Below are 24,375 nucleotides of genomic sequence, written 5' to 3' on the forward strand. Positions count from 1 at the left end.
TACCCCTCCCTCAGATGAGCTTCTGGCCGACGAGGAACTCGGCGATCTTGGACCCGCCGTCGCCGCCGTCCTCGACGCGCTGACCCGCGCTGCGCGGCGGCTTCGGGGAAGCCTCCAGCACCTGCGTGTACGCGCCGGACAGGCCGACCTCGGACGCGTCGATGCCCAGGTCCGCCACGGTGAGGGTGGAGACGGGCTTCTTCTTCGCGGCCATGATGCCCTTGAAGGATGGGTAGCGCGGCTCGTTGATCTTCTCGGTCACCGAGACCACGGCCGGGAGCGACGCCTCGAGGAACGCGACGCCCTCGTCGGTCTCGCGCTCGCCCTTGATCGTCGTGCCGTCGACCTCGACCTTGCGCAGCTGGGTGACCTGCGGCAGGCCCAGCAGCTCCGCGAGGATGGCCGGAACGGCGCCCGCGCGGCCGTCGGTCGCCTCGTTGCCCGCGATGACCAGGTCGACGTTCTCGACCGTGCCGATCGCCTTCGCGAGGACCTTCGCCGTGGCCACAGAGTCGGAGCCGTGCAGCGCCTCGTCGTTGACGTGGATCGCCTTGTCGGCACCCATGGACAACGCCTTGCGGATGGCGTCGGTGGCGCGGTCGGGACCCATGGCGATCACGGTGACCTCACCGCCGTGGGCCTCCTGCAGCTGCAGGGCCTCTTCGACAGCGCGCTCGTTGATCTCGTCGAGCACGGCATCCGCGGACTCGCGGTCAAGGGTGTGGTCGGCGTCGGTGAGCTTGCGCTCGGACCAGGTGTCAGGCACCTGCTTGACCAGGACAACAATGTTCATGGGTCCTCTTCGACCTCCTGCGGACGGGCGGCGCTACGCAGAGGACTGTGGAAACTGCGCCGCCGGGTGTTCACGACCCTGCCATCACCCGGATGTTACCCGCCAGTAGCACCCCTGCAAACGGGCGATGGTGCCACGTGAGCGTGACAGTTGTCACCCGTAATCACCACCAACTGAGACCTAACCCATTCGGGGGACTAGGCTGCGCCGACATGTACCGGCGAGTAGCTATCGTGACGGACTCCACGGCCTGTCTCCCGGCTCAGCTGACCGACCGGCTCGGCATCGAGGTGGTGCAGATCCAGGTCAGGATCGGCGACCACACCGACGACGAGTCGCGCATCCCGGTCCCCGACCTGGTCTCGGCCATGCGGTCCAACGTGCCCGTGGCGACGATCCCGCCCGACCCCGGCGCGTTCTACTGGACCTACTCCGACCTGGCGGCGCAGGGCGTTCGCTCGATCGTGTCGATCCACGTGTCGGGCCGCCAGTCGGAGACCGTCGAGGCCGCCCGCGCGGCCGCCGCCAAGGTCCGCATCCCCGTGCACGTCATCGACACGCACACCTGCGGCATGAGCATCGGCTACGCGGTCCAGGCGGCGGCGAAGGTGGCCGAGGCCGGCGGCAACGTGGAGCGCGTGCTCGCGACCGCGCAGAGCCGCTTCGACAGATCGACCGAGCTGATCTACGTGGACACGCTGGAGTACCTGCGCCGCGGCGGGCGCATCGGTGCGGCGGCGGCCCTCGTGGGCGGCGTGCTGTCGATGAAGCCCCTGCTGACCATGGCCGACGGCCAGATCACGCCGCTGGACAAGGTGATCGGCGCCGACCGCGCGCTCAACCGGATGCTGGACATCGCGATCAAGCGCGCGGGCACCGACGCGGTCGACGTGGCCGTGGAGCACTTCGACGCGGAGGAGAAGGCCTCGCGCCTGCTGCGCAACCTGCGGCGCCGCGTGCCCAACGTCCGCCAGTTCATGCTGACGCAGGTCAGCTCGGCCATCGGAGCCCACGTGGGACCGGGTGCGCTGGGCATCACCGTTTCGCCGGTCTGACGTCCGGGAACTCAGGGTGCGGTTTCGTCCGTTGAAATGGACGTAACGGACACCTGGAGGACCGATGGCCTCGTTCATGGACAAGATCACCAGGTTCCTGCGCAGCCCGCAGGGCCAGAAGCTGCAGACCAAGGCACGGCAGATGGCCCAGGACCCGCGCAAGCGGGCCCAGGCCGAGCAACTGCTGCGCAAGTTCCGCGGCAGGAAGCACTAACGCCGGAACAGCGCGTTGAGATCGCCGTACGGAATGCCGTTCTCGACGCTGCTGTACGTACCGAGGGACAGCATCTCCTCCGCTGCCCGCCTGGCGACGGCGTAGGCGGCCTCGGCCACACCGGACCCGAGGCTGACCCGCGCCACGCCCGCCTTCGCGAACTCGTCGACGGCGGGCGCGCCGGGCCACACCAGCACGTTGACCGGCGCCCCAATGCCCTCGACGAGCTTCCGCGCCGTCTCGACATCGACCACACCCGGCACGAAGATGCCGCTGGCCCCCGCTTCGAGGTACTTCTTCGCCCTCTCAAGGGTGTTCTCAAGCCGGTCAGCCGACTCCCCGACCGCCCGCAGGTACGTGTCGATGCGCGCGTTGAGGTAGATGTCCGGCGCAGCACTGCGCGCCGCCGCATACCGCTCAACCTGTTCCTCGACATCACGAAGACCGGCACCCAGCCCGTCCTCGACGTTGACCCCGGACGCCCCGGCCTCCGCGATCGCCCCGACCGTCTCAGCCACGTCCTCGGCCGTCTCGCCAAAGCCGGACTCGATGTCCGCACTCACCGGCACATCAACTGCTTCGACGATCCGCGCAACGAGATCCACAGCCCGCTCCCGCTCGAGCGAGTCACCGTCCGGAGCCCCCAGGCTCCACGCGACACCCGCACTGGTGGTCGCCACCGCCTTGGCCCCGGCGTGCGCAACGACGAGCGCAGACGCCACGTCCCAGGCGTTGGGGAGCACAAGCGGGCCGGGCCGGTGGAGGTCGTGGAAGAGCTTGGTGCGGTCAGCGGTGGAAGTCATGTCCGAGTGATATCAGTGCCGACCGCCCCAGGTCCGGCGAGTTTCGGACAGGAACCGACGACTTTCGGACACACCCTCGAACCCCGCTGCGCCGCACGCTTACAGACGCTCATGGCGATGCGAAGCGAGGCGAAACAACCCCCGCTCCGCCAATGGCGAAGCCAAGGCCCCAAGCGATGCCGAAGGCGAGCAGTAACAACCCCCGCACTCCCAACCGCGATGCCGAAGGCGAGCAGTAACAACCCCCCACGCACTCTCGACCGCGATGCCGAAGGCGAGCCGGAAAGACCTTGCGCCGATGGGTAGCGGTGCACCCACTCGTGGTTTGGCGATTGGGGCTTGACTTTGGGTGCGAGGTGCTACCACTTGTGGATCGGCCGGTTGCGGAGCATCCGGCCTTTTCCGGCCGAACCAGCGCCTCGCAAGGGCCCCGAAGTCAAGCCCCAATCGCGGATCGTCGCGGAGCGGCGATGAACCCAGGTCTTCGTCCGAGGTGCACGACCACGCTGGAACAGGACCTGTCTCGGCCAACTGAACCACGCTGGAACTAGTTGGAATCAGCCTTCCGCCGAACCTCGTCGAACGTCCGCAAATACCGCCGCCGAAAGTCTTCCCGCTCCACCCAGGTCGTCTGCTCAACGGCCTGAGGCTCAGCAGGCGCCGGAAGCACAGCCCCCACAACAACTTCCGCCTCAACATCCGACTCAACCTCAGCCTCAACCACAGGCTCAGGCTCAGGCTCAGCCTCTTCAACGGACTCGACCACAACCGCAGGCTCAGCTTCAACCACCGGCTCAGTCTCGGGTTCCGGCTCCCCAACCACCTCACCCAAAGAAGCCAACGCCGGCTCCCACTGAGGCAACCCCACCACGGGATTCCGATGAATGGGCCGAGTGTCGTAGTCGTCCACGACATCAACAGCCGCAGGCTTCTCCACCCATGTCCGCTCCACCGGCGCATCCCCGGAAGAGGGCGCGGCATCCTCCCGCCGACGCACCAACACGTACATGAGGGCTGCCCCCAACGTGAAGGACAGCACGCACAGCCCGAAGACGATCCCGACTGCCCCTGCCATGGCCCAGGCTCCTAGCTGATGAGGACGTCGATCTGAGGTCCGAGGTCCGCCGGCGGCCCCCACACGGGGTCCACGATCACGCGGGTCGTGATGACGCTGTCCACTCCCTGCTCGGCCAGGTACCGCCGCACCAGGCCGGCCCGTTCCATCGCGAGCACGTCGCAGCGGTGCGAGGCCGTCTCGCCGTTCCACGCGTGCGCGACCAGGGTCACGGAGCCGGTGATGTTGCGCAGGACGCTCGCCAGTGAGCGTTGCACGGCCTCGCCGCGGCCCACCAGGGACGAAGTGCCCGGTGCGAACGTGATTCCCTTGACCGCGTTCGACGAGAACACGTCGCGCACGGTCTGCTGCGCCACGTCCGCCGACAGCACGAGGGGCGCGGCGGGCTCCATTCGCAGCGGTGCGACGAAGTCCGACACCGGCACCGGGCCCGACAACACGACGGGTGCGGCGGGGGACGACGACAGCGCCGTCTCCAGTTCCTCGCCGTAGACGGAGAAACCGAACGCCGTCACCGAAGCGGGCACCATCAGCGCACCGACGGCCAATGGCACCCAGCGCTTCACGACGCGGCCACCTGTTCGGGGATGTGCACCGGCGCCACGCGGTCGGCGGCGGCCGACAGAGCGGTGCGGGCCGCGGCCAGTTGGGCGTGCACGGCGCGGCGGAGCTCGTGGAGTTCGTCGGTCCGTTCGGCCACCTCGGCGAGACGGCGGTTCGCCTCGCGGCAGGCCACCTTCACCACGAACTCGGCCCGCGCCCGCACCAGCTCCTCCTGCTCACGCAGGTGTTGCGCGGCCTCGTTGCGGCGGCGGGTCGTGGTGAGCTCGAAGAACTGCTGGGCCTTCTCGCGCTTGCGTTCGGAGTCGGCCTCCAGCGAGTTGCACTGCAGTGCGGTCTCGCGCAGCAACCGGTCGGCGTCGACCTGCGCCTGCGCGACGGCCTCCGAGCACTCGCGTTCGACCTCGTCGGCGCGCTGGCGGTGCTGGGCCTCGAGATCGGCGCAGCGGCGCTCCATCTCGACCTCGAGGCGTTCCACCGCGGCGGCACGGGACGCGCAGTCCTGGCGCGTCGCGTAGAGCTCCGACTCGGCCTCCGACCGCAGCGCGGCCGCCTCGCGTTCGGCGTCGGCGCGCAGCTCGGCGAGCTCGACGTCGGTGCGGGCGCGGAGGTCGGCGCACTCGCGCTCGGCCTGCAGGTGCATCTCCGCGGTCTCGTCCTCGGCGAGGCGGAGCATGCGGTGCATCCGCTCGGTCGCGCTCGCGTGCGAACCCGACGTGGTCTCGAGGCGTTCGATCCTGGCGCGCGCCTCCTCCAGGTCCTGGCGCGTCATTTCCAGGAGCTTGCGCAAATCCGCGGCCTGCGCGAGCGCCTCCGCCCGGTCGAGGCTCGTGAAGCGCAGCTGCTCCTCGAGATTCTCGATGTGTTCGATGACCTGACGCCGGTGAAAACCTCGGTACACAACGTCGAAAGCGGTGTGCAGCGGAACTAGTTCCTGCTCTTTTGCACCCATGGTCACCTACTCACTCAACCAGGCCGAAGATTGCGCGGAGCTTACCCAGCCCGGACACCCCCGAGCAGCGTCGACAATGGACGAAACGGGCCACTTCGACGTGCCGGAGAACCACGGCTTGCAGCGCAAACAAGGCGTCCGTAGATCAACTCCAGACAACGCGCAGTCACCCGATGGTGTCAAGCTGAGTGCCTTTTCGAGGGGGTCACTCCGCGCGTTCGTCGTGCACGGAAAGCGACGACCCAGGCGGAGATCACACGAATTGCCTTCCATCGTTGGTGGCTACTGCGATCACGCTTCGTTAACCTTGTCGTTCGTGCCCTCACGAGTAGCCGTCGTCACCGACTCGACCGCGTCGCTCCCCGCCCGTCTGGCGGACCGGTTCAACATCATCACGGTCCCGATGCAGCTCAAGATCGGGTCGGAGCTGATCGACGAGGCCCACGTGCCGACGGACCGGCTGCTCCAGGCGATGGAGGCGCAGATCCCGATCACGACGCAGCCGCCTGCTCCGGACGCGTTCTTCTGGGCCTACCAGGACGCGTGGGCCAAGGGCGCGGAGACGATCGTGTCGGTGCACGTGACGCCGAAGCTCTCGCCGGCGACGGACGCGGCGAAGCAGGCGGCGGCCAAGTCGCGCGTACCGGTGTTCATCGTCGACTCGCACTCGTCGGGCATGACGCTCGGGTTCGCGGCGCTCGCAGCCGCGCGGATCGTGCAGTCCGGCGGCAACGTGCAGAACGCGCGCAGTGTCGCCGAGCAGCGCGGCCGGGACGCCCACGTGCTCATCTACGTCGACACGCTGCAGTACCTGCGCCAGTCCGGCCGGGTCAGCGCGGTGGCGAAGCTCTTCGGCGACGCGCTGTCGGTCAAGCCGCTGCTCACGGTCGTGAGCGGCGAGGTCACGCCGTTCGACAAGGTCGTCGGCAGGGACAGGGCCCTGGCCAAGCTCGTCGAGAAGGCCGTGGCGCTCGCGTACGGACGCGACGTGGACCTCGCGGTCGAGCACTTCGCCGCCGAGAAGGAGGGCCACGAGCTCCTCCTGTTGCTGAAGAAGAAGATCCCGCACGCCCGCGACATCGTGCTGACCCAGGTCAGCGCGGCGATCGGCGCGAACGTCGGCCCCGGAGCGCTCGCGGTGACGGTCTCGCCGTTCTGATCCGGAGCCCCGCGACCTGACCTAGAGCTCCGCGACCTCCTCTGCCAGGAGCAGGCCGGGATCGATCCCCATCGGCGCGAAGTGCCCGGCGAGCTCGAGCGAGAGCACGCCCTGCACGCGCGTCCAGAACGACAGCGCCCGGTGCACGGTCCTCGGCGACGCCAGGACCTTCGCCACCCAGCCGCGCTTCGCGCCCAGCAGGACGTCGAACGGCGATTTCTGGTCCTCTGCCGCCGGGTCGGCGCAGACCACCAGCAGGACGGCGAGGAGCTCGTCCGAGATGGCGGTGATGTCCTCGGGAGCGTGGTAGCCGGGCACGGGCGTGCCGTAGATCAGCAGGTACCGGTGCGGGTCCTGCAACGCCCATCCCCTGATCACGCCGGCCAGCGCCACGGCGGTCGTACCGCCCTCGGCGGCGGCGCGCACGGTGTCGGCGAGGCTGCGGTAGGCGTCCCGGATGAGCGCGGTGATCAGCTCGTCCCTGCTCGCGAAGTACCGGTAGAGAGCCGGTCCGCTCATCCCCATCTCCTTGGCGATGGCGTTGAGGGACAACGCGGTCACGCCGGCTGAGGCGATCTGCTCCCACGCGTGCCGCTTGACCTCGTCGCGCACCTGCTCCCGGTAGCGCTCACGAGGGCTCCGCACCGAGTCCGCCATCAGTTAGACCCTCTAACTTTCGTTATTGACACCCGCACCCGAGGCAGTCTACCGTCTAGCAACAGTTACAAGCTCTAACAAACGCGACTAGTGCTAACCAATGGGAGAAGCTCCATGTCTCGCACGCGATCCGCCCTGACCGCCCTGTCCCTCAGCGCCGGGTTGTTCGCCGTCGCCGCGTGCCAGAGCGCGCCGTCCGGCTCGCCCATTCCGGCCAGCGGCACCACCGCGCCCTCTGGCACTCCGGGTAGCGGCACGACTGCGCCCTCTGGCACTCCGGGTAGCGGCACGACTGCGCCCTCTGACACCCAGAGCAGCGGCACGACCGCGCCCTCCGGCACTCCGGGCAGCGGCACCGCCGCACTCTCCGGCGCGGTGACCTGCGAGGGCCACGGCATCAACCCGGCGACGAAGCTGCACCACCGCACGGAGACCCGGATCGACGCACCGCTGGAGACGGTCTGGAAAACGCAGACGGAGGTCGAGGGCTGGCCCGCCTGGCAGAAGGCGGCCGCCACCGCGAAGAGGCTGGACTCCGGCGCGCTGCGGCCGGGTTCGAGGTTCGAGTGGACGACCCCGGCGCCCGCGACGGCGACGACGCCCGCCACCACGCTGACCATCACCTCGACCGTCCTCGACGTGCGGGAACGCGAGTGCGTCCGGTGGCGCGGCCCGGCGATCGGTCAGGGCCTGGGCATCGACGAGGGCGTGCACGTCTGGACGTTCACCGAGGTCGACGGCGGGGTGCTGGTCCGCACCGAGGAGAGCTGGTCCGGCGCGCAGCTCGAGGCGGACCCGGCGACGTCGATCCAGTACCTCGCGCCGGGCCTCGACCTCTGGCTCGCCGACCTCAAGACCGCCGCCGAAGCCCGTTCCGCCCAGAAGTGACCCGCGCCCGACCCGCGGAACCGACCCCTGGAAACCGAACCGCTGAAGAGGAGAAGAGCCATGTCCACCACCACTCGCACGTCAGCGCACCCGTCGACCCCGGTCCTCGTCGCCGTCTGGGCCGCCCTCGTCATGGTGGCCGGAGGGTTCGGACTGCTGTCCGGGATCCCGATCGCCGCGGTGCTCGCCGCGAGCCTGCGCGACCGCCGCTCGAAGCACCTGCGCTGGTTCACCGGAGCGCTCGCGCTCGCCTACGCCACCCCGTTGACGATGTGGCTCACCGGACCGAGCGAGGCACCCAGCCTGACGAAGTACATGGATCCGGCGACGACCGGGATCCTGGCGGCGGCCGGTGTCGTCACGGCCATCGCCCACCACGTGGTTCGCCGCCGCTCTACTGGCAAGTAACCTGGCGGGCGTGACCCTCCCCCTGACCGGCGAACGCACGGTGCCCGGTATCGCGGAAGAGAACTACTGGTTCAGGCGCCACGAAGCGGCGTACCTGCACCTCATCGGCCACTGCGCCGACGCCGTCGTGCTGGAGGCCGGCTGCGGCGAGGGCTACGGAGCCCAGCTGATCCGCACGGTCGCGCGGCGGGTGGTCGCGCTCGACTACGACGAGCTGACGTCTCAGCACGTCGCCCGCGCGTACCCGCAGCTCGACGTCCTGCGCGGAAACCTCGCGACGCTGCCGTTGCGCGACGGGAGCGTAGACGTGGTGGCGAACCTGCAGGTCATCGAGCACCTGTGGGACCAGGAGCAGTTCCTCGCGGAGTGCCGGCGGGTGCTGCGCCCCGGCGGGACGCTCATCGTGACGACGCCGAACAGGCTGACGTTCTCGCCGGGCCAGGACACGCCGCTGAACCCGTTCCACACCAGGGAGCTGGCACCGTCCGAACTGGACGAGATGCTGCAGGAGGCTGGTTTCCGCGTTGACGAACTGACGGGGCTGCGTCACGGGCGCAGGCTTGACACGCTCCTCAACGGACAGATCATCAACGCACAGGTCGAAGTCGCCCTGTCCGGTGCGCCGTGGCCGGCCGAGCTGAAGGAGGCTGTGGAGTCGGTGACGGTGGGGGACTTCGACATCACGTCCGACGACATGGACACGTGCCTCGACCTGGTGGCCGTGGCGGTGCGCGCGTGACCCCGGAACCCACCGAGGGCACGTTCTGCCTGGTGCTGCACAGCCACCTGCCGTGGCTCGCGCACCACGGCACCTGGCCGGTCGGCGAGGAGTGGCTCTACCAGGCGTGGGCGCACTCGTACCTGCCCGTCGTGGACATGCTGCGCCGGTTCGCCGACGAGGGCCGGTCCGACGTCCTGACGCTCGGCGTCACGCCGGTCCTGGCGGCTCAGCTCGACGACCCGTACAGCCTGCGCGGCGTGCACGACTGGCTCGGCAACTGGCACCTGCGCTCGCACTACGCGGCCGGGCGCCTGCCGGAGCTGTCCGCGTACGAGCACCGCGCGTCGTCGTGGGCGCTGGATCAGTTCGAAACCCACTGGCGGCACGGGTTCTCGCCGATCCTGCGGTCCCTTGTGGACTCCTCGACGATCGAGCTGCTCGGCGGCCCGGCGACGCACCCCTTCCAGCCGTTGCTGGACCCGCGGGTGCGGTCCTTCGCGTTACGCACCGGGCTGGACGACACGGCGTTGCGGATCGGCCGTGCGCCGGAGGGGATCTGGGCGCCGGAATGCGGTTACTCGCCCGGCATGGAACAGGGTTACGCGGCGGCGGGCGTGCGGCGGTTCATGGTCGACGGTCCCGCACTGCACGGCGACACCTCGGCCGCGCACCCCGTCGGGTCGTCGGACGTGCTGGCGTTCGGTCGTGATCTCGAAGTCTCGTACCGCGTCTGGTCCCCGAAGGTGGGCTATCCGGGTGATGCGGCCTACCGAGATTTTCACACTTTCGATCATCCGACCGGGCTGAAGCCGTCGCGGGTGACGGGCAAGAACGTCGCGCCCGAGGACAAGCGGCCGTACGACCCGACGCTCGCGCGCGAAGCTCTTTCGCGCCACGTCGAGGATTTCGTCGACACGGTTGTGCGCCGGCTGCGCGCGATCGACGGCGGGCTGGTCGTGGCGGCGTACGACACCGAGCTGTACGGGCACTGGTGGCACGAAGGTCCTCTGTGGCTGGAGGCCGTGCTGCGCGCGTTGCCGGAGGCGGGTGTGCGCGTCACGACGTTGCGCGGTGCCGTCGAGGCCGGGCACGTGGGCGCGCCGGTCGAGCTGCCCGCGTCGTCGTGGGGCAGCGGCAAGGACTGGCGCGTCTGGGACGGCGCGCAGGTGTCCGACATCGTGTCGCTGAACTCCTCGGTGCAGCAGGAGCTCCTGGGTCTCGACTTCTCGTCGGACGTGCGGGACCCGGTGCTGGACCAGGCGGTGCGCGAGGCGTTGCTGGCGTTGTCGAGCGACTGGGCCTTCATGGTCACCAAGGACTCGGCGGCCGACTACGCCCGCTACCGCGCGAAGATTCACAGCGACCGCTTCAGCGAGCTCGCGGCGTTGGCGCGCGGCGGTCGTGGACGTGCGAGGGCGGCGGAACTCCGCGCGGCGGACGGCCCGTTCGGGCATCTGGACGCGCGAGGAATGAGGTAACGGGATGCGCGTGCTGATGTTGTCGTGGGAGTACCCGCCGGTGGTGGTCGGCGGGCTGGGCAGGCACGTCCACGCGCTCGCGACACAGCTGGCCGCGCAGGGGCACGAGGTCGTCGTGCTGTGCCGGCAACCCTCCGGCACCGACGCCGTCACGCACCCGACCGTCGACGTCGAGAGCGAGGGCGTGCGACTGGTCCGCGTCGCCGAGGACCCCGCGCACTTCGTGTTCGAGAAGGACTTGCTCGCGTGGACGCTCGCGATGGGTCACGCGATGACGCGCGCCGGCCTGGCGCTCGGGTCGTGGCGCCCGGACGTCGTGCACGCGCACGACTGGCTGGTGGCGCACCCGGCCGTGGCGCTGTCGGAGGCGTTCGGCGTGCCGCTGGTGGCCACGATCCACGCGACCGAGGCGGGCAGGCACTCCGGCTGGCTGTCGCACCCGCTGAACCAGCAGGTGCACTCGGTGGAGTGGTGGCTCGCGAACCGCGCCGACGCGCTGATCACCTGCTCGTCGGCGATGCGCGGCGAGGTGGCACATCTGTTCGACGTGGATGGTTCGGACGTTTCCGTGCTGCACAACGGGATCGAGCCCGGCGGGTGGAAGGTGCGCCCCAAGGACGTCGGTGCGGCGAAGCGCGCGTACTCACCGCACGGCGACCCGCTGCTGCTGTTCTTCGGCCGCATCGAGTGGGAGAAGGGCATCCAGGACCTGATCGCCGCCCTCCCCCGCATCCGCCGCGCCCACCGGGGCACGCGCGTCGTCGTCGCCGGCGGTGGTTCGCAGACCGAGTGGCTGCAGGAACAGGCGCGCAAACACCGCGTGCTGCGCGCGGTGGAGTTCGTGGGACATCTCTCGGACCGTTCGCTGGCGGCGTTGCTCACGGCGGCCGACGCGGTCGTGTTGCCTTCGCGCTACGAACCGTTCGGCATCGTGGCCCTGGAGGCCGCGGCCGCCGGAACTCCCCTGGTCGCCTCGACCGCGGGCGGGCTCGGCGAGGTCGTGCTGGACGGCGTGACGGGCCTGTCGTTCACCCCCGGTGACGTGGACGGCCTGACCCGGGCCGTGCGTTCCGTGCTCTCGGACCCCGCTGCGGCCGCTTCTCGCGCCCGCGCCGCGAAAGCACGGCTGGCAACGGACTTCAACTGGTCGTCGATCGCCTCCGACACGGCTTCCGCGTACTCGGCGGCTCGCGTACGTCCAGCGCGGGTGCTCGGCCGTCCCAAGATCGCGACGGGAAATCTGTTCACCTAGGTCGGCTACAGTCGCCGGTCCCGTGAACAACAGGTGACCGAGGACTGAATGACATACCAACGCTTCGTGGCCATCGGCGACAGCTGCACCGAGGGCCTGGACGACCTGCTCCCCGACGGCCGCTACCGCGGCTGGGCCGACCGCGTCGCGTCCGTGCTGGACGCGCCGGGCTTCCGGTACGCCAACCTGGGCGTGCGGGGCCGCCGCATGGACCAGATGCTGGCGGAGCAGGTCCCGTCCGCTTCGACCTTGGAGCCGGACCTGGTGGCGGTGTTCGCCGGCGGCAACGACGTGATGTCCGGTGCGTCCGGCGCTGTGCTCTCCGCTCGTGCAGACGCCCTGGTGCGCGCCGTGACCTCGTTCGCGCCCACCGTCGCCGTGTTCACGTTGAGCGACATCTCGCACCGCATGCCGTTCGGCTGGCGCATGCGGCCGCGAATTCTTGCCTTGAACGCCGCGATGCGCGCTGCTGCCTCGCGTTACGGCGCCGTGCTGGTGGACGTCGAGGCCGACTCGTGCGTCCACGACTCGCGGTACTTCGGGCCGGACCGCCTGCACCTGTCGTCGCTGGGGCACCGGCGGCTGGCCGGACACCTGCTGTCGGCGCTGGAGATCCCGTTCGACCCGGCATGGATGGCGGCGCTGCCCGGGACCGCCGCGCCGGCGTCGGTGGTGGAGCACTGGCGATGGCTGCGGGAGCAGGTGCTGCCGGTCGCCTACACGCGGACGCGGAACAAGCTGATCGGCCGGCAGCCGGGAGACGGCTTCACGCCGAAGCGTCCGACGCTTCTTCCGCTCGCTTAGCCAGCGCCTCCTTGGCCTTGCGGGCCATGTCCGCGATGTCCGCCCGCCGCTGCGCATCAGCCTCGTAGTCGGCCCGCCGGTCCCGCACCACCCGAGCCGGCATCCCGACCGCGATCTTGAAGTCCGGCACGTCCCCGCGCACGACGGCGTGCGCCCCGAGCACGCACCCGCGCCCGACGCGGGTGCCGCGCAGCACCGTCACCTTGGTGCCGAGCCAGCAGTCCGGCCCGATCCGCACGGGTGACTTCACGATGCCCTGGTCCTTGATCGGCAGGGTGATGTCCTCGGTCTTGTGGTCGAAGTCGCAGATGTAGACCCAGTCGGCCACCAGCGAGGAAGTGCCGATCTCGATGTCGAGGTAGCAGTTGACCGTGTTGTCCTTGCCGAAGACGACCTTGTCGCCGATGCGCAGCGACCCCTCGTGGCACCGGATGGCGTTGCCGTCGCCGATGTGCACCCAGCGCCCGATCTCCAGCCGCCCGTAGCCGGGGCGGGCCATGACGTCGACGCGCTTGCCGAAGAACACCATGCCGCGCAGCACGACGTGGGGGTTGAGCAGCCGGAACTTCAGCAGCCGCCAGTACCGGACCAGGTACCAGGGGGTGTAGGCGCGGTGGCGCAGGACCCAGCGCAGGGAGGCCATCGTGAGGAAGCGCGCCTGCATCGGGTCCCGGCGCGACCTGGCCCAGCGCGTCCAGACCGGGGCTCCCCACATCGAAGTCATGCGGGAACTCTAGCTTTCGACCTCCGTCGGTTTCGACGCACCCTTGCCCTGACCTGCTGGTTTCCGGCTCTTTGCGACCTCACGGTTCGGAGCTGCGGCGGCCTCGAGACGGCCTGGAACTCGATCCAAAAACAGGTCGGCAATCGCTTGCATGACGACTGATGGCGTCACGAGCTGCGAAGTAAAAACTTGGCGGCAGCTCGCTCGTTGATCTGTGTCCAAAACTCATCACCTTGACCCGCAGACCATCTGTCGACTTGGTGCACGAAGAGGCGACCGGGCCCAGCGGGCCGCATGATCAACAAGAGTGAGCTGAAGCAGAGGACCAGCCTTCAACACCTGATCGGCTCAGCCAACCGCTCTCCAAGTCCCACAACTCCGGGTCGTGAACGCCCCGTCGGAGGGCAGAACAGTCACGGTCAACTCCCGCGCAGCTGTCACGAACTGATTGTCGATGATCGAACCGTCATGAGCAGTACGTTCCCAGTAACAGTCCTTGATGGCACCGGACACGCGGTACACACCAGGCTTCATGTCATCGGGAATGAAGAACGATCCACCTGAGTAGCCGCGCTTGACCGTTCCGTTCACGGCGTCTTTGAGCAACGGAACGTGTTGCGGACAGAAGATCGGAACACCCGCCTCGAAGATGGGCTTCTCGGCCTTCCATTCGATCTCCATCCTTTCGCCGTGACTCAGCCCGGTGATCTCTTCCGGGTCGTCGAACTCCTTGCAGATGTGCTTCACGTAGCCAGCCGGGCCGCTGTACTCCCTTCCAGAGCTCTGGAAGTCACTCGCCGTTGCCCAGCCTTCTTTGACGGCACGCGCGTCGAACTCCTGCTCTGGCGTAGTGGGGCGCGTGGTGGTGGTGGTGGTGGTCACACTTACGGTGGTCGAACTAGTCGCAGGCGACGAAGAAACCGTAGTGCTCGTGGCGATAGGCTCGGACGAGCACGCCGAGACGAAAAATCCTGCACACGCAATAACACTGAAAGTTCGCCGCTTCATCTGCGCTCCTTCGACTCACAAGCAGATCGCATCCACAACGCCGCCTGTTACAGGAGCACGCAGCACTCAACGCTTTCAAGTACTTCGAACGACCACAACGACGAAGCACATGACTTTGGTTTCAGCGTTTTGAGCCGCGGCCAGACAATGATTGAGCTTATACATCACGGGCTGTCCCACGTGGACTCAACGGTCCGCTCACACGCTCTGCGTAGACCAGGCACGGTCTCGTCGCCTCACACGTTCATCTGACGAGTCGCCACGAGGACGTGTGCGGCGCGGTGAGGCAGGCTGAGGCCCATGGCGACTCCTCTCATCATCGACACCGACCCCGGCGTCGACGACGCGTTCGCGATCGCGCTCGCCGCCCGCAGCCCCGAGGTCGAGCTCAAGGGCCTGACCACGGTGTTCGGCAACGTCGGGCTCGACCTCACCACCGCCAACGCCCTGCGGCTGCTCGCGCACCTGGGCCGCACCGACGTGCCCGTGATCCGGGGCAGCGCGGGCACGGGCGGGGCGGCGGACGTGCACGGCGAGGACGGGCTCGGCGGGCAGGCCCTCACGTTGCCGGAGCACCCGCACGGCATCAGCGGGGACGACACCACCCGCTTCTTCGCCGACGACCTCACGCCGGACACCGTGGTCGCCGCCATCGGGCCGCTCACCAACATCGCCAACGCGATCGAGGCCGGTGTCGAGTTCCCGCGCCTGGTCGTCATGGGTGGCGGACTCGGGCTGGGCAACACGACGGCGCGCGCGGAGTTCAACTTCTGGGCCGACGCCAAGGCGGCGCAGACCGTGATCCGGAGGGCGAAGCCGATCATCGTGCCGCTCAACCTCACCCAGCGGTGCATCGCCGACACCGAGTTCCTCGCGAACGTCGACCCCGTGCTCAGCGGCCTCACCGGCACCTACCGGGCCTACCTCGCGCGGCACAGGGAGCAGAACCACTCCCACCGGGACGAGGGCATCCTGGTCCACGACGCCGTCGCGGTGGCCGAGGCGATCGTGCCCGGCACGCTGGAGCTGACGACCCACGGGCTCGACATCGACGACGAGGGTGCGCTCGTCGAGGGAAAGCACCAGGTAGAGGTCGCTCTGGAGACCGATTGGCCCGCGCTGCGGTCGTTCATGGAGCAGCGCTTGTCCGGTTGACGACAAAACGGCTTCACACTCTGGGGTTGGGCGGGCACGGAAAGTAGGGTCCGCGTCCATGCAGCGAAGAGTCCTCACGACAGCTGCGGTGGCGGTGGCCATGACGTTCGGAGTGGTCCCTGCCTCCGCTCAGCCCCAGATTCAGGTGGTGCCGGATCCGGCGGCACACGTGAACCCGTTCATCGGCACGACCAACCTCGGGAACACCTTCCCCGGCGCGGTCGTGCCGTTCGGCATGTTCTCCTTCAGCCCGGAGGCCAGCAGGGGGAACACCCTGCGCGCGGCGGCTCCCGGCGGGTACCGGTACGACGCCACGAAGATCCGCGGCTTCAGCCTCGCCCACATGTCCGGGACGGGGTGCGCGGGCGGCAGCGGTGACATCCCGATCTTCCCGCACGTCGGGACCGTCACCACGTCGCCGACCACGGACGCGACGGACGCCGTCTACGCGAGCGAGTTCGCGCACGCGGACGAGGTGGCCAAGCCCGGCCGCTACGACGTGACGCTCAAGTCGGGCGCGAAGGCCGAGCTGTCCGCCACCGAACGCACCGGTGCCGCGCGGTTCAGCTTCCCCGCCGACAAGCCCGCCACGGTGCTGATCAACACCTCCAAGTCGCAGGTCGGCTCGTCGGACGCGCAGACCGTGATCGACAAGGACAAGCGGACGATCACCGGCAGCGTCACGAGCGGCAACTTCTGCGGCTACATCAACCAGGTCGGCCGCCGCAGCTACTACACGCTGCACTTCGTCGCGGAGTTCGACCAGGCGTTCACCGAGGTCGGCACGTACCAGGACAACGTTGTCACGCCCGGCGGCACGTCCGCGACCGGCGGCACGACGTACGGCACCAACGGCTGGCCCGTGCTGGGCAAGGGCTCCGGCGCCTACCTCGGCTTCGCGCCGGGCAGCCAGGTCGGTGTCAAGATCGGCATCTCGTACGTGAGCCTCGACAACGCGAAGGCGAACCTCAAGGCCGAGAACAAGGGCCAGTCGATCGAGGACATGCGGGACAACGCGTACATCGCGTGGCAGAAGCAGCTCAGGCGCATCGAGGTCGGCGGCGGCTCCGATGACGAGCGGACCAAGTTCTACACCGCGCTGTACCACTCGCTGTTGCACCCCAACGTGTTCAGCGACGTCAACGGCGAGTACGCCGGGTTCGACGGCAAGGTCCACAAGATCGACAAGAGCAGGCAGAAGGCCCAGTACGGCACGTTCTCCGGCTGGGACATCTACCGCTCGCAGCTGCAGCTCCTCACGCTGCTGGAGCCGCAGGTCGGGTCGGACATCGCGCAGTCGCTGCTGAACCAGGCCGGCCAGAACAACGGTGTCTGGGACCGCTGGACGCACGCCGCGGGCGGCACGCACGTCATGAACGGCGACCCCGCGCCCATCGCACTGGCCGCGATCTCCGCGTTCGGCGGCGACAAGTACGACCTCAAGTCGTCGCTCAAGTCGTTGGTGAAGGCCGCGACCGTGCCGACGGAGCAGGACCTGAGCAAGGACGGCTGGGCCGTCATGTCGGTCGGGCAGCGGCCGTCGCTCGACAAGTACCTGCAGAACAAGTACATGCCGGCCGTGTCGAACGCGTGGGGTGGCGCGGCGGAGACCCTGGAGATCTCCGCGGCGGACTTCGCGATCAGCCAGCTCGCCGACCGCGCGGGCGACAAGAAGACCGCCAAGACGTTCGCCGAGCGCGCGCAGTGGTGGCAGAACAACTTCGACCCCGTGGCGGACAAGACCGGCGGCTACATCCGCAACCGCAACGCCGACGGCACGTGGGTCAAGGACTTCACGCCCGACACCGGCAACGGGTTCGTCGAGGGCAGCAGCGCCCAGTACACGTGGATGGTGCCGCACAACGTCGCCGGCCTCGTGGAGTCGCTGGGCGGCAAGGACCGCGCCAACAAGCGCCTCGACGACTTCTTCCACAACGCCGACGGCAGCTGGGCCCTGACCGGCAACGGCGGCGCGAAGTCCGAACTGGACAACGAGCCGTCGGTGAACGTCCCGTGGCTCTACAACTACACGGGCAAGCCCGCCAAGACGCAGGAGACGCTGCGGGAGACCATCAACACGCTCTGGAAGAACGCCCCCGGCGGCATCCCGGGCAACGACGACCTCGGCGCGATGTCGTCGTGGTTCGTCTTCACGTCGATGGGCATCTACCCGCAGGTGCCGTCGCGCGCCGAGCTCGTGCTGAGCAGCCCGCTGTTCACCTCGGTGAAGATCAACCGCGGTGGCGGCAAGGACATCACGATCAACGCCCCGCAGGCGAACACGGCGACGAAGTACGTGCAGTCGCTGAAGGTCAACGGCAAGGCGGCGACCAAGACCTGGCTGCCGGAGTCGTTCGTCGAACGCGGCGGCAAGCTGGACTTCGTGCTCGGCAGCACGCCCTCGTCCTGGGGCACGGGCGCTTCGGACGCCCCGCCGTCGTTCCGCGACGGCGAGCAGCCGATCAAGCACGATCAGCCGTACTTCCTGACCGTCGAACCGCGCCAGCTCGTCGTCGAGCCGGGCAAGTCCGTGACGGGCAAGGTCAACGCGGTCAAGCTCTACGACGGCGACCCGAAGGCGACCTACGCGATCACCGGTTCGGACGCGCTGCAGTTCACGCCGGTGAGCGGTGCGGTGCCGGGCGAGTTCACGGTCTCGGCGACTCCCGATACGCCGCAGGGCTTCTACGACATCACCGTCACGATCACCGTGGAAGGCGCGTCGAAGCCGGTCGTCCTGCCGCAGACGGTGAAGGTCGCCCCGGCGGGCAGCATGCTCGCCGCGGTGAACAACGTCGGCGCCTCCGCCGACGCCGACGGTGACGGCGACTTCGACGGCGGCGGCTACAGCTACTCGCGCGAGGCGCTGGCCACGGCCGGTCTCACGCCGGGCGGCACCGGCACCGTCGACGGCCTGACGTTCACCTGGCCGTCGTCACCTCCCGGCCGCCAGGACAACGCGACCGCGCAGAAGCAGACGCTGACGCTGTCCGGCACCCGTCTCGCCTTCCTCGGCGCGGCGGCCAACGGCGCGCGCACGAAGGTGGCGACCGTGACGTTCACGGACGGCACCACGGCGTCGGTGGACATCGGTTTCAGCGACTGGACGCTGGGCGGCGGCGGGTCGGCACCGAGCTACGGCAACGTGATCGTCGCGAACACGCCGTACCGCAACCAGTCCGGCGGCGGCAACGAGAAGGTCGCCACGCACATCTTCGCCACGAAGACGTACGTGGCTCCGGAGGGGAAGACGCTGGCGTCGGTGGTGTTGCCGGACGACGGTGACATGCACGTCTTCGCCTTGGCGCAGGCCTAGTTTCCCAGGCTTGGGGGTGGGTTCCCGTCGATGCGACGGGAACCCACCCCTTTCGCTTTCCCTGCTGGGGAGGAATGTCGCCGAACGGAACAGGTCGTCTTCGTCGAGCGCTCGACCGGTGACCAATAAAGTGGCGCTGTGTTCTCAGTTCACGAGCGCGACCAGCTGCGCCGCGACCTCGTCAACGCCGCCGAGGTCGATCCGCGGGTGGTCGGGGCGGCGGTGACCGGTTCGGCCTCGGTCGGCAGGGAGGACCGCTGGTCGGACATCGACTTCGCGCTCTCGGTCGACCGCGACCTGGACGAGGTGGTCACCGACTGGACTGCGCTGATGTACGCGTGTGACGCGGTGGGGCACGTCGACGTGCGGCGCGGGTCGGTGTTGTTCCGGGTGTTCCTGCTGCGCTCGACGTTGCAGGTGGACGTCGCGTTCTGGCCGTCGTCCGAGTTCGGCGCCACCGGGCCGACGTTCAAGCTGCTCTTCGGCGAAGCCAACGAGCTGCCGCAGTCGAGTCCGCCGGACCGCTCCGAGCTCGTCGGGCTCGCCTGGCTGTACGGGCTGCACGCGCGGTCGTCCATCGCGCGGGGCCGGGTGTGGCAGGCGGTGTACATGATCAACGGGATGCGCGACCACGTGATGTCGTTGTGGTGCCTGCGCGAGGGCGTGAACGCCGTGCAGGGGCGTGGGCTGGACGACCTGCGGGACGCCGGCGCGTTCGCCGGGACGTTGGTGCTGTCCACGCATCCGGACGAGCTGGCGCGGGCGTTCCACGTGCTGACCGGGCTGCTGCTCGGTGAGATCACGGACTCCGGGCTGGCCCAGGCCGTGCGGGCGCTGTCGCCGGGGTGAGCGGGACGGGCGAGCGCCGTGGCCGGAGTGAGTGGGCCGTGCGGGCGCCGTCGCCGGAATGAACGGAGCAGGCAGGCGCCGTCGCCGGGGCGAGCGGGGCGGGCAAGCGCCGTCGCCGGGGCGAGCGGGCGGGCAAGCGCCGTCGCCGGGGTGAACGGAGCGGGCAAGCGCCGTCGCCGGGGTGAACGGAGCGGGCAAGCGCCGTCGCCGGGGCGAGCGGGACGGGCGAGCGCCGTCGCCGGAGTGAACGGAGCAGGCAGGCGCCGTCGCCGGGGCGAGCGGGACGGGCGAGCGCCGTCGCCGGAGTGAACGGAGCAGGCAGGCGCCGTCGCCGGAGTGAACGGAGCAGGCAGGCGCCGTCGCCGGAGTGAACGGGACGGGCGAGCGCCGTGGTGACGTGGTCGCCCGCCCGGTACCGCGTTGCCGTGACGTCGGCTGGGCTCACCTGGCCGGGACCGGCTCCGCCTGGGCCGGCGCCTTCTCCCGCAGCAGGAGCCAGGCGGTGAGCAGCACCAGCACGGCCGCGGAGCCGTGCACCATCAGGGCGTAGCCGACCGTGCCGCCGTGCGTCATCACGGCCAGGCAGTCGCCGATCGGGATGATCGAGTCCGCCAGCACCACCCAGCCGAGGGCGCGCCGCTGTTTCATCAGCAGCAGGATCAGGGCCGTGAGGGCGTAGGCGAGGTCGCGGACGCCCTTGACCACGTAGTAGCCGGTCGGGTCGACGATGCCGAAGCCCGAGGCCGCCCAGTCGCCTGCGAGCAGGTAGCTCAGGCCGAAGTAGAAACCGGCGACCACTACCAGCCAAGACATGACCGTCGTGAACTTCATGATGTCCTCCCGGAGAGAATCTAGCGTTGCTAGCTGATGGAGCGACGCTAACAGATTGAGCGCTCGGAAGTCTAGCGGTGCTAGATTTGTCGGGTGAGCATCCAGAACCGGCGTGAGCGCGAGCGGGCCGAACGCCATCAGCTGATCATCGACGCCGCCCGGGAGCTGGCCGAGGAGGAGGGCTGGGACGCGGTCACCACGCGCCGGCTCGCCGACAAGGTCGAGTACAGCCAGCCGGTGCTCTACAGCCACTTCAAGGGCAAGGACGCGATCGTGCGCGCGGTGGCGATCCAGGGGGCCGGCGAGCTGGCCCGGCAGCTGCGGAAAGCCCGGCCGGCGCGAGGAGAGTCACGGCTGCGCGCCGCCGCGGAGGCGTACCTCGCGTTCGCGCGCGAACGTCCGGCGCTCTACGACGCGATGTTCGTGCAGCGGGTCGACATCCCGTTCGGCACCGACGACATCCCGCAGGAGCTGCGCGACGCGTTCGGCGAGCTCGTCGCGGCGGTCGAACCGGTCAGGGGCGAGCGGGACCTGGAGACGTTGACCGAGCTGTTCTGGAGCACGCTGCACGGCATCGCCACCCTGACCCAGGGAGAACGGCTGCGGCCCGACTTCCACGAGGCCCGCCTCGACCTGGCACTAAGTGCGCTCAGCCTGGCACAGCAGGAAGACGGGCCGTGAGCCGACGCGCGTCAGCACGACGGTCGCCTCGGCGGGACCGGAGAGCTTGAGGCGCTTGCGCAGCGTGTTCGGGTCGACGTCCAGGCCGCGCACGAGGATCTCCAGCCTGCCGACGGACCGCGTCTTCAGCAACGACTTGAGTGCCTTCTCCGTGTAGTGGCCGTGTTCGAGCACGCGGAACGCGCGGATGCCCGGCGGCGGCACCGGACCGCTCAGGTACGCGATGCGTTCGTCGAGCTGCCACAGGCCGTGCCGGGCGGCGTAGTGCCGCACCAGGCCCGCGCGCACGACGGCGCCGTCCGGGTCGACGACCCACTCCCCCGGCGGGGCGACGGCGCAGTCGTCGGGTTCGGCGTCGGTCAAGGTCCACGACGACGAGCCGTGCAGGACGGACGCGCGGCGCGAAACCCCCGCGGTGGCAAGGCCTCGCGTCCACAGGCAGGCCTCGCGGACCGCGCCGTCGAGCGACACGACCTCGATCTCGTCGGCCCACGGCGCGACGGCGAAGTCGATGCCGGGAGCGCACTTCACGGCGAGGTCGACACTGGCGTAGACCTCGGAAAGCTCGTCCAGCGGCGGCGAGAAGTCCGACGGGTTCCACTTGCGGCGACCGGCGGAGTCACGACGGGCGGGGTCCGCGGTGACGGCGGACGCACGCGAGACCGGCCGCAGCGCGTCGGCCTGCACGACGAGCTGACCGGGAACGTTGTTGCGCGCCATGGCGAGCCGCACCGGATCGAGGTCCGAGCCCACGCACAGCGCAGCCACCGACGACAACGCGACCAGGTCCGCGCCGATCGAACACGTCACGTCGTGGACGACCCGATCGGCGAACCGCGAAGCGCGATGCCGGGCCACAGCGGACGCGGTGGCCTGCTGCAGGGCGTCATCGGTGAAGAGCCAGGACTCAGAAGAGTCCAATTTGGACGAAGCCCGACGGCGCAGCAGCACGGTTTCCACGACCGGCGCGAAGGACTCGCCCAGCAGCTTCCGGGCTGCGCCGACGTCGTGCAGCCGGGACGAGTCGGTGAAGGGCAACGCGTCCACCTGCTCCAACGCGGCGACTCCGGCGCCGGAACGCAGGAACGCCACGTCGGACGAGGTGAACGCGTACCCCAACTCAGGAGGACTTCCTGCCGGTGATCGACACGTTGTAGAACATCTCGCGCGGCAGGACCTTCGACAGCACGTTCTGGTCGACCCACGAGAGGTTCTGCCAGGTGCGGTAGGCGAACATCGCCCAGCCGAAGCCCAGCTTCTCGCGCGGCACCGCGGCCTCGAACGTGCGCACCGGCCAGCCGAACAGCGCCGCGGACAGCTCGTCGGTCACCGCGTGGACGCCCACGGCGCCGGCGCGCTGGGCGGTCCTCTCCAGCTGGTCGGGGTCGAACGTGTGCAGGTCGACCACGGCCTCCAGCGCGGCGGCGCGGGAGGACTCGTCGAGCTCCTCCTGCGGACGGCGCCACGAGCCCAGCGCCGGCACCGCCTTGGTGACGTTGGTGGTCAGCCACCACGTCGCCTGGCCGAGCTTGCGCGCGTAGAAGTTGCCGATGTTCGTCGGGTCGCCCGCGAACACGAACTTGCCGCCCGGCTTCAGCACGCGCAGCACCTCGCGCATCGCACCCTCGACGTCGGGGATGTGGTGCAGCACCGCGTGCCCGACGACGAGGTCGAACGTGTTGTCGTCGTACGGGATCCGCTCGGCGTCGGCAACGCGGCCGTCGACGTCCAGCCCGAGGTGCTCGGCGTTGCGCAGCGCCACCTCGACCATGCCGGGCGACAGGTCGGTGACCGAGCCCTTCTTGATCACGTCGCCCTGCATGAGGTTCAGCAGGAAGAAACCCGTGCCGCAGCCCAGCTCCAGCGCGTGCTCGTACGGACCGACGTCACCGGCGACGGCGCGGAAGCGGTCCGTCGCGTAGGTGATGCAGCGCTCGTCGTAGGAGATCGACCACTTCTCGTCGTACGTGCCCGCTTCCCAGTCGTGGTAGAGCACCTGCGCGAGCTTGGTGTCCTTGTAGGCCGCCTCGACCTCTTCCGCGGTCGCGTGCGGGTTGGGTGCCGGATCAGTTGCCACTGAACTTCGCCTTTCCGGGCCCGTTCTCGATGAACGACTCCACGCCCGCCTTCTTGTCCTCGGTCGCGAACAGGGCCGCGAAGAGGTGGCTCTCGAGCTTCAGGCCCGACTCCAGGTCGGTGTCGAGGCCGCCGTCGACGGCGGCCTTGGTCGCCGCCAGGGCGAGCACCGGCCCGTTGACGAACTGCTTCGCCCAGCGCACCGCGGCCGCGTACACGTCGTCGGGTGCGACGACCTCGTCGACCATGCCGATCTCCAGCGCTTCCTGGGCGCCGACGAAACGGCCGGTGTAGAGCAGGTCCTTGGTCTTCGACGGGCCGATCAACCGGGCGAGGCGCTGCGTGCCGCCACCGCCGGGGATCAGGCCGAGCAGGATCTCGGGCTGGCCGACCTTCGCGTTGTCGCCGGCGATGCGGCGGTCGCAGCCGAGCGCGACCTCGAAGCCGCCGCCCAGCGCGTAGCCCGTGATCGCGGCGACGGTCGGCTTCGGGATGGTGGCCAGCGCGCCGAGGGCGTCGGACAGGCCCTTGGCCCGCAGCGTCATCTCGGCGTGGGAGATCTGGGCGAACTCCTTGACGTCGGCGCCGGCCGCGAAGACCTTCTCGCCGCCGTAGACGATGACCGCGTACACGTCGGAACGCTCGGAGGCCTCCTTGGCGGCGGCCTGCAGCTCGGTCTGCACCTGCCGGTTCAGGGCGTTCATCGGCGGCCGCTCCAGGCGGATCGTGCCGATCCCGTCCTCGACCTCGAGCCTCACGAACTCAGGCACTGCGCCTCCTGTGTTTTATTGGCCGCTGTGTTTATTGGCCGCCGCTCCGCGACGGCGGCTCGTTCGCCTCTTGTCGGTCGTCCGGTCTCCCATTCTGGGCTCACCGCCTTACGCGGTTTAACCCAAGAAGTGAACAGAGGACACC

Annotated in this window: 25 protein-coding genes; 13 read left to right on the plus strand and 12 right to left on the minus strand. The window is 69.2% G+C overall.

What is annotated here, in order from left to right:
* Positions 1-10: 10 nt before the first annotated feature.
* The gene (locus ACFWV3_RS31815) at positions 11-793 is read right to left on the minus strand and encodes an electron transfer flavoprotein subunit beta/FixA family protein (protein ID WP_382416660.1); all 783 of its coding nucleotides are present in this window, start codon (positions 791-793) and stop codon (positions 11-13) included.
* A gap of 212 nt (positions 794-1,005) precedes the next feature.
* Here ACFWV3_RS31815 and ACFWV3_RS31820 point away from each other — a divergent pair, with 212 nt between their 5' ends.
* Together ACFWV3_RS31820 and ACFWV3_RS31825 are read left to right on the plus strand one after the other, a co-directional pair.
* Positions 1,006-1,848 carry a DegV family protein gene (locus ACFWV3_RS31820; protein ID WP_382416661.1) on the plus strand — a complete coding sequence of 281 codons (843 nt, stop codon included), beginning with the start codon at positions 1,006-1,008 and terminating at the stop codon, positions 1,846-1,848.
* Between the two features lie 64 nt (positions 1,849-1,912).
* Positions 1,913-2,062 carry a hypothetical protein gene (locus tag ACFWV3_RS31825; RefSeq protein WP_382416662.1) on the plus strand — a complete coding sequence of 50 codons (150 nt, stop codon included), beginning with the start codon at positions 1,913-1,915 and terminating at the stop codon, positions 2,060-2,062.
* Here the strand turns inward: ACFWV3_RS31825 and ACFWV3_RS31830 are convergent.
* The 4 genes from ACFWV3_RS31830 to ACFWV3_RS31845 all read right to left on the minus strand — a co-directional run bounded on the left by ACFWV3_RS31830 (position 2,059) and on the right by ACFWV3_RS31845 (position 5,453).
* Positions 2,059-2,865 (minus strand): isocitrate lyase/phosphoenolpyruvate mutase family protein, encoded by an 807-nt coding sequence (locus ACFWV3_RS31830; RefSeq protein ID WP_382416664.1) that lies wholly within the window; start codon positions 2,863-2,865, stop codon positions 2,059-2,061. The two genes, ACFWV3_RS31825 and ACFWV3_RS31830, sit on opposite strands and share 4 nt — an antisense overlap.
* 547 nt (positions 2,866-3,412) lie before the next feature.
* A complete protein-coding gene (locus ACFWV3_RS31835) occupies positions 3,413-3,940 on the minus strand; it encodes a hypothetical protein (protein WP_382416666.1) in 528 nt (175 codons plus the stop codon).
* Between the two features lie 11 nt (positions 3,941-3,951).
* Positions 3,952-4,506, minus strand: a complete 555-nt coding sequence (locus tag ACFWV3_RS31840) for a hypothetical protein (protein ID WP_382416667.1) — start codon at positions 4,504-4,506, stop codon at positions 3,952-3,954.
* Positions 4,503-5,453, minus strand: a complete 951-nt coding sequence (locus ACFWV3_RS31845) for a hypothetical protein (RefSeq protein WP_382416669.1) — start codon at positions 5,451-5,453, stop codon at positions 4,503-4,505. Before ACFWV3_RS31845 ends, ACFWV3_RS31840 begins: the two co-directional genes overlap by 4 nt.
* Positions 5,454-5,769: 316 nt before the next feature.
* Between ACFWV3_RS31845 and ACFWV3_RS31850 the strand changes: the two genes are divergently transcribed.
* Complete coding sequence (locus ACFWV3_RS31850; protein ID WP_382416671.1) at positions 5,770-6,612, plus strand: DegV family protein; 843 nt, start codon at positions 5,770-5,772, stop codon at positions 6,610-6,612.
* Between the two features lie 21 nt (positions 6,613-6,633).
* On the opposite strand, the gene ACFWV3_RS31855 is transcribed toward ACFWV3_RS31850, so the two are convergent.
* Positions 6,634-7,269, minus strand: a complete 636-nt coding sequence (locus tag ACFWV3_RS31855) for a TetR/AcrR family transcriptional regulator (RefSeq protein ID WP_382416673.1) — start codon at positions 7,267-7,269, stop codon at positions 6,634-6,636.
* Between the two features lie 114 nt (positions 7,270-7,383).
* Between ACFWV3_RS31855 and ACFWV3_RS31860 the strand changes: the two genes are divergently transcribed.
* From ACFWV3_RS31860 to ACFWV3_RS31885, 6 genes are read left to right on the plus strand one after another with little or no spacing between them, the layout of a single operon-like run.
* Positions 7,384-8,157: an SRPBCC family protein gene (locus ACFWV3_RS31860; protein ID WP_382416674.1), complete on the plus strand. Its 774-nt coding sequence runs from the start codon at positions 7,384-7,386 to the stop codon at positions 8,155-8,157.
* 60 nt (positions 8,158-8,217) lie between these two features.
* Positions 8,218-8,565, plus strand: a complete 348-nt coding sequence (locus tag ACFWV3_RS31865) for a hypothetical protein (RefSeq protein ID WP_382416676.1) — start codon at positions 8,218-8,220, stop codon at positions 8,563-8,565.
* A 10-nt stretch (positions 8,566-8,575) separates the two neighbouring features.
* Positions 8,576-9,304, plus strand: coding sequence for a class I SAM-dependent methyltransferase (locus tag ACFWV3_RS31870; protein ID WP_382416678.1), 729 nt, complete (start codon positions 8,576-8,578; stop codon positions 9,302-9,304).
* On the plus strand, positions 9,301-10,764 hold the full coding sequence (locus ACFWV3_RS31875; protein ID WP_382416680.1) for a 1,4-alpha-glucan branching protein domain-containing protein: 1,464 nt from the start codon (positions 9,301-9,303) through the stop codon (positions 10,762-10,764). The genes ACFWV3_RS31870 and ACFWV3_RS31875 overlap by 4 nt, the downstream gene beginning before the upstream one ends.
* Before the next feature lie 4 nt (positions 10,765-10,768).
* Complete coding sequence (locus ACFWV3_RS31880) at positions 10,769-12,016, plus strand: glycosyltransferase family 4 protein (RefSeq protein ID WP_382416682.1); 1,248 nt, start codon at positions 10,769-10,771, stop codon at positions 12,014-12,016.
* A gap of 48 nt (positions 12,017-12,064) precedes the next feature.
* Positions 12,065-12,820 carry an SGNH/GDSL hydrolase family protein gene (locus ACFWV3_RS31885; protein ID WP_382416684.1) on the plus strand — a complete coding sequence of 252 codons (756 nt, stop codon included), beginning with the start codon at positions 12,065-12,067 and terminating at the stop codon, positions 12,818-12,820.
* Here the strand turns inward: ACFWV3_RS31885 and ACFWV3_RS31890 are convergent.
* Both ACFWV3_RS31890 and ACFWV3_RS31895 read right to left on the minus strand, forming a co-directional pair.
* Positions 12,783-13,544 (minus strand): acyltransferase, encoded by a 762-nt coding sequence (locus ACFWV3_RS31890; RefSeq protein ID WP_382416686.1) that lies wholly within the window; start codon positions 13,542-13,544, stop codon positions 12,783-12,785. The genes ACFWV3_RS31885 and ACFWV3_RS31890 overlap by 38 nt on opposite strands.
* 348 nt (positions 13,545-13,892) lie before the next feature.
* Positions 13,893-14,426, minus strand: coding sequence for a hypothetical protein (locus tag ACFWV3_RS31895; protein ID WP_382416688.1), 534 nt, complete (start codon positions 14,424-14,426; stop codon positions 13,893-13,895).
* Positions 14,427-14,852: 426 nt separating this feature from the next.
* Here ACFWV3_RS31895 and ACFWV3_RS31900 point away from each other — a divergent pair, with 426 nt between their 5' ends.
* The 3 genes from ACFWV3_RS31900 to ACFWV3_RS31910 all read left to right on the plus strand — a co-directional run bounded on the left by ACFWV3_RS31900 (position 14,853) and on the right by ACFWV3_RS31910 (position 19,872).
* On the plus strand, positions 14,853-15,707 hold the full coding sequence (locus ACFWV3_RS31900; RefSeq protein WP_382416690.1) for a nucleoside hydrolase: 855 nt from the start codon (positions 14,853-14,855) through the stop codon (positions 15,705-15,707).
* Between the two features lie 58 nt (positions 15,708-15,765).
* Positions 15,766-19,023 carry a GH92 family glycosyl hydrolase gene (locus ACFWV3_RS31905; RefSeq protein ID WP_382416692.1) on the plus strand — a complete coding sequence of 1,086 codons (3,258 nt, stop codon included), beginning with the start codon at positions 15,766-15,768 and terminating at the stop codon, positions 19,021-19,023.
* 138 nt (positions 19,024-19,161) lie between these two features.
* On the plus strand, positions 19,162-19,872 hold the full coding sequence (locus ACFWV3_RS31910; protein ID WP_382416694.1) for a nucleotidyltransferase domain-containing protein: 711 nt from the start codon (positions 19,162-19,164) through the stop codon (positions 19,870-19,872).
* 441 nt (positions 19,873-20,313) lie between these two features.
* Here ACFWV3_RS31910 and ACFWV3_RS31915 read toward each other — a convergent pair whose 3' ends face one another.
* Entirely contained in the window at positions 20,314-20,703 is a 390-nt protein-coding gene (locus tag ACFWV3_RS31915; RefSeq protein WP_382416696.1) for a DUF4267 domain-containing protein, read from the minus strand.
* A gap of 93 nt (positions 20,704-20,796) precedes the next feature.
* Here ACFWV3_RS31915 and ACFWV3_RS31920 point away from each other — a divergent pair, with 93 nt between their 5' ends.
* The gene (locus tag ACFWV3_RS31920; RefSeq protein ID WP_382416697.1) at positions 20,797-21,384 is read left to right on the plus strand and encodes a TetR/AcrR family transcriptional regulator; all 588 of its coding nucleotides are present in this window, start codon (positions 20,797-20,799) and stop codon (positions 21,382-21,384) included.
* On the opposite strand, the gene ACFWV3_RS31925 is transcribed toward ACFWV3_RS31920, so the two are convergent.
* The 3 genes from ACFWV3_RS31925 to ACFWV3_RS31935 are packed head-to-tail and all read right to left on the minus strand — an operon-like array spanning position 21,343 to position 24,230.
* A complete protein-coding gene (locus ACFWV3_RS31925) occupies positions 21,343-22,503 on the minus strand; it encodes a class I SAM-dependent methyltransferase (RefSeq protein WP_382416699.1) in 1,161 nt (386 codons plus the stop codon). The two genes, ACFWV3_RS31920 and ACFWV3_RS31925, sit on opposite strands and share 42 nt — an antisense overlap.
* A gap of 1 nt (position 22,504) precedes the next feature.
* The gene (locus ACFWV3_RS31930) at positions 22,505-23,461 is read right to left on the minus strand and encodes a class I SAM-dependent methyltransferase (protein ID WP_382416701.1); all 957 of its coding nucleotides are present in this window, start codon (positions 23,459-23,461) and stop codon (positions 22,505-22,507) included.
* Positions 23,451-24,230, minus strand: a complete 780-nt coding sequence (locus ACFWV3_RS31935) for an enoyl-CoA hydratase/isomerase family protein (protein ID WP_382416703.1) — start codon at positions 24,228-24,230, stop codon at positions 23,451-23,453. The genes ACFWV3_RS31930 and ACFWV3_RS31935 overlap by 11 nt, the downstream gene beginning before the upstream one ends.
* Between the last annotated feature and the right edge of the window lie 145 nt (positions 24,231-24,375).

It is taken from the genome of Lentzea sp. NPDC059081 (assembly GCF_042738015.1).
Classification (GTDB): Bacteria; Actinomycetota; Actinomycetes; order Mycobacteriales; family Pseudonocardiaceae; genus Lentzea.

Coding starts and splice junctions, on each gene's coding strand:
- ACFWV3_RS31815 (WP_382416660.1), bottom strand. CDS start 793: ATGAACATTGTTGTCCTGGTCAAGCAGGTGCCTGACACCTGGTCCGAG.
- ACFWV3_RS31845 (WP_382416669.1), bottom strand. CDS start 5,453: ATGGGTGCAAAAGAGCAGGAACTAGTTCCGCTGCACACCGCTTTCGAC.
- ACFWV3_RS31885 (WP_382416684.1), top strand. CDS start 12,065: ATGACATACCAACGCTTCGTGGCCATCGGCGACAGCTGCACCGAGGGC.
- ACFWV3_RS31830 (WP_382416664.1), bottom strand. CDS start 2,865: ATGACTTCCACCGCTGACCGCACCAAGCTCTTCCACGACCTCCACCGG.
- ACFWV3_RS31905 (WP_382416692.1), top strand. CDS start 15,766: ATGCAGCGAAGAGTCCTCACGACAGCTGCGGTGGCGGTGGCCATGACG.
- ACFWV3_RS31915 (WP_382416696.1), bottom strand. CDS start 20,703: ATGAAGTTCACGACGGTCATGTCTTGGCTGGTAGTGGTCGCCGGTTTC.
- ACFWV3_RS31880 (WP_382416682.1), top strand. CDS start 10,769: ATGCGCGTGCTGATGTTGTCGTGGGAGTACCCGCCGGTGGTGGTCGGC.
- ACFWV3_RS31860 (WP_382416674.1), top strand. CDS start 7,384: ATGTCTCGCACGCGATCCGCCCTGACCGCCCTGTCCCTCAGCGCCGGG.
- ACFWV3_RS31855 (WP_382416673.1), bottom strand. CDS start 7,269: ATGGCGGACTCGGTGCGGAGCCCTCGTGAGCGCTACCGGGAGCAGGTG.
- ACFWV3_RS31820 (WP_382416661.1), top strand. CDS start 1,006: ATGTACCGGCGAGTAGCTATCGTGACGGACTCCACGGCCTGTCTCCCG.
- ACFWV3_RS31835 (WP_382416666.1), bottom strand. CDS start 3,940: ATGGCAGGGGCAGTCGGGATCGTCTTCGGGCTGTGCGTGCTGTCCTTC.
- ACFWV3_RS31900 (WP_382416690.1), top strand. CDS start 14,853: ATGGCGACTCCTCTCATCATCGACACCGACCCCGGCGTCGACGACGCG.
- ACFWV3_RS31890 (WP_382416686.1), bottom strand. CDS start 13,544: ATGACTTCGATGTGGGGAGCCCCGGTCTGGACGCGCTGGGCCAGGTCG.
- ACFWV3_RS31865 (WP_382416676.1), top strand. CDS start 8,218: ATGTCCACCACCACTCGCACGTCAGCGCACCCGTCGACCCCGGTCCTC.
- ACFWV3_RS31825 (WP_382416662.1), top strand. CDS start 1,913: ATGGCCTCGTTCATGGACAAGATCACCAGGTTCCTGCGCAGCCCGCAG.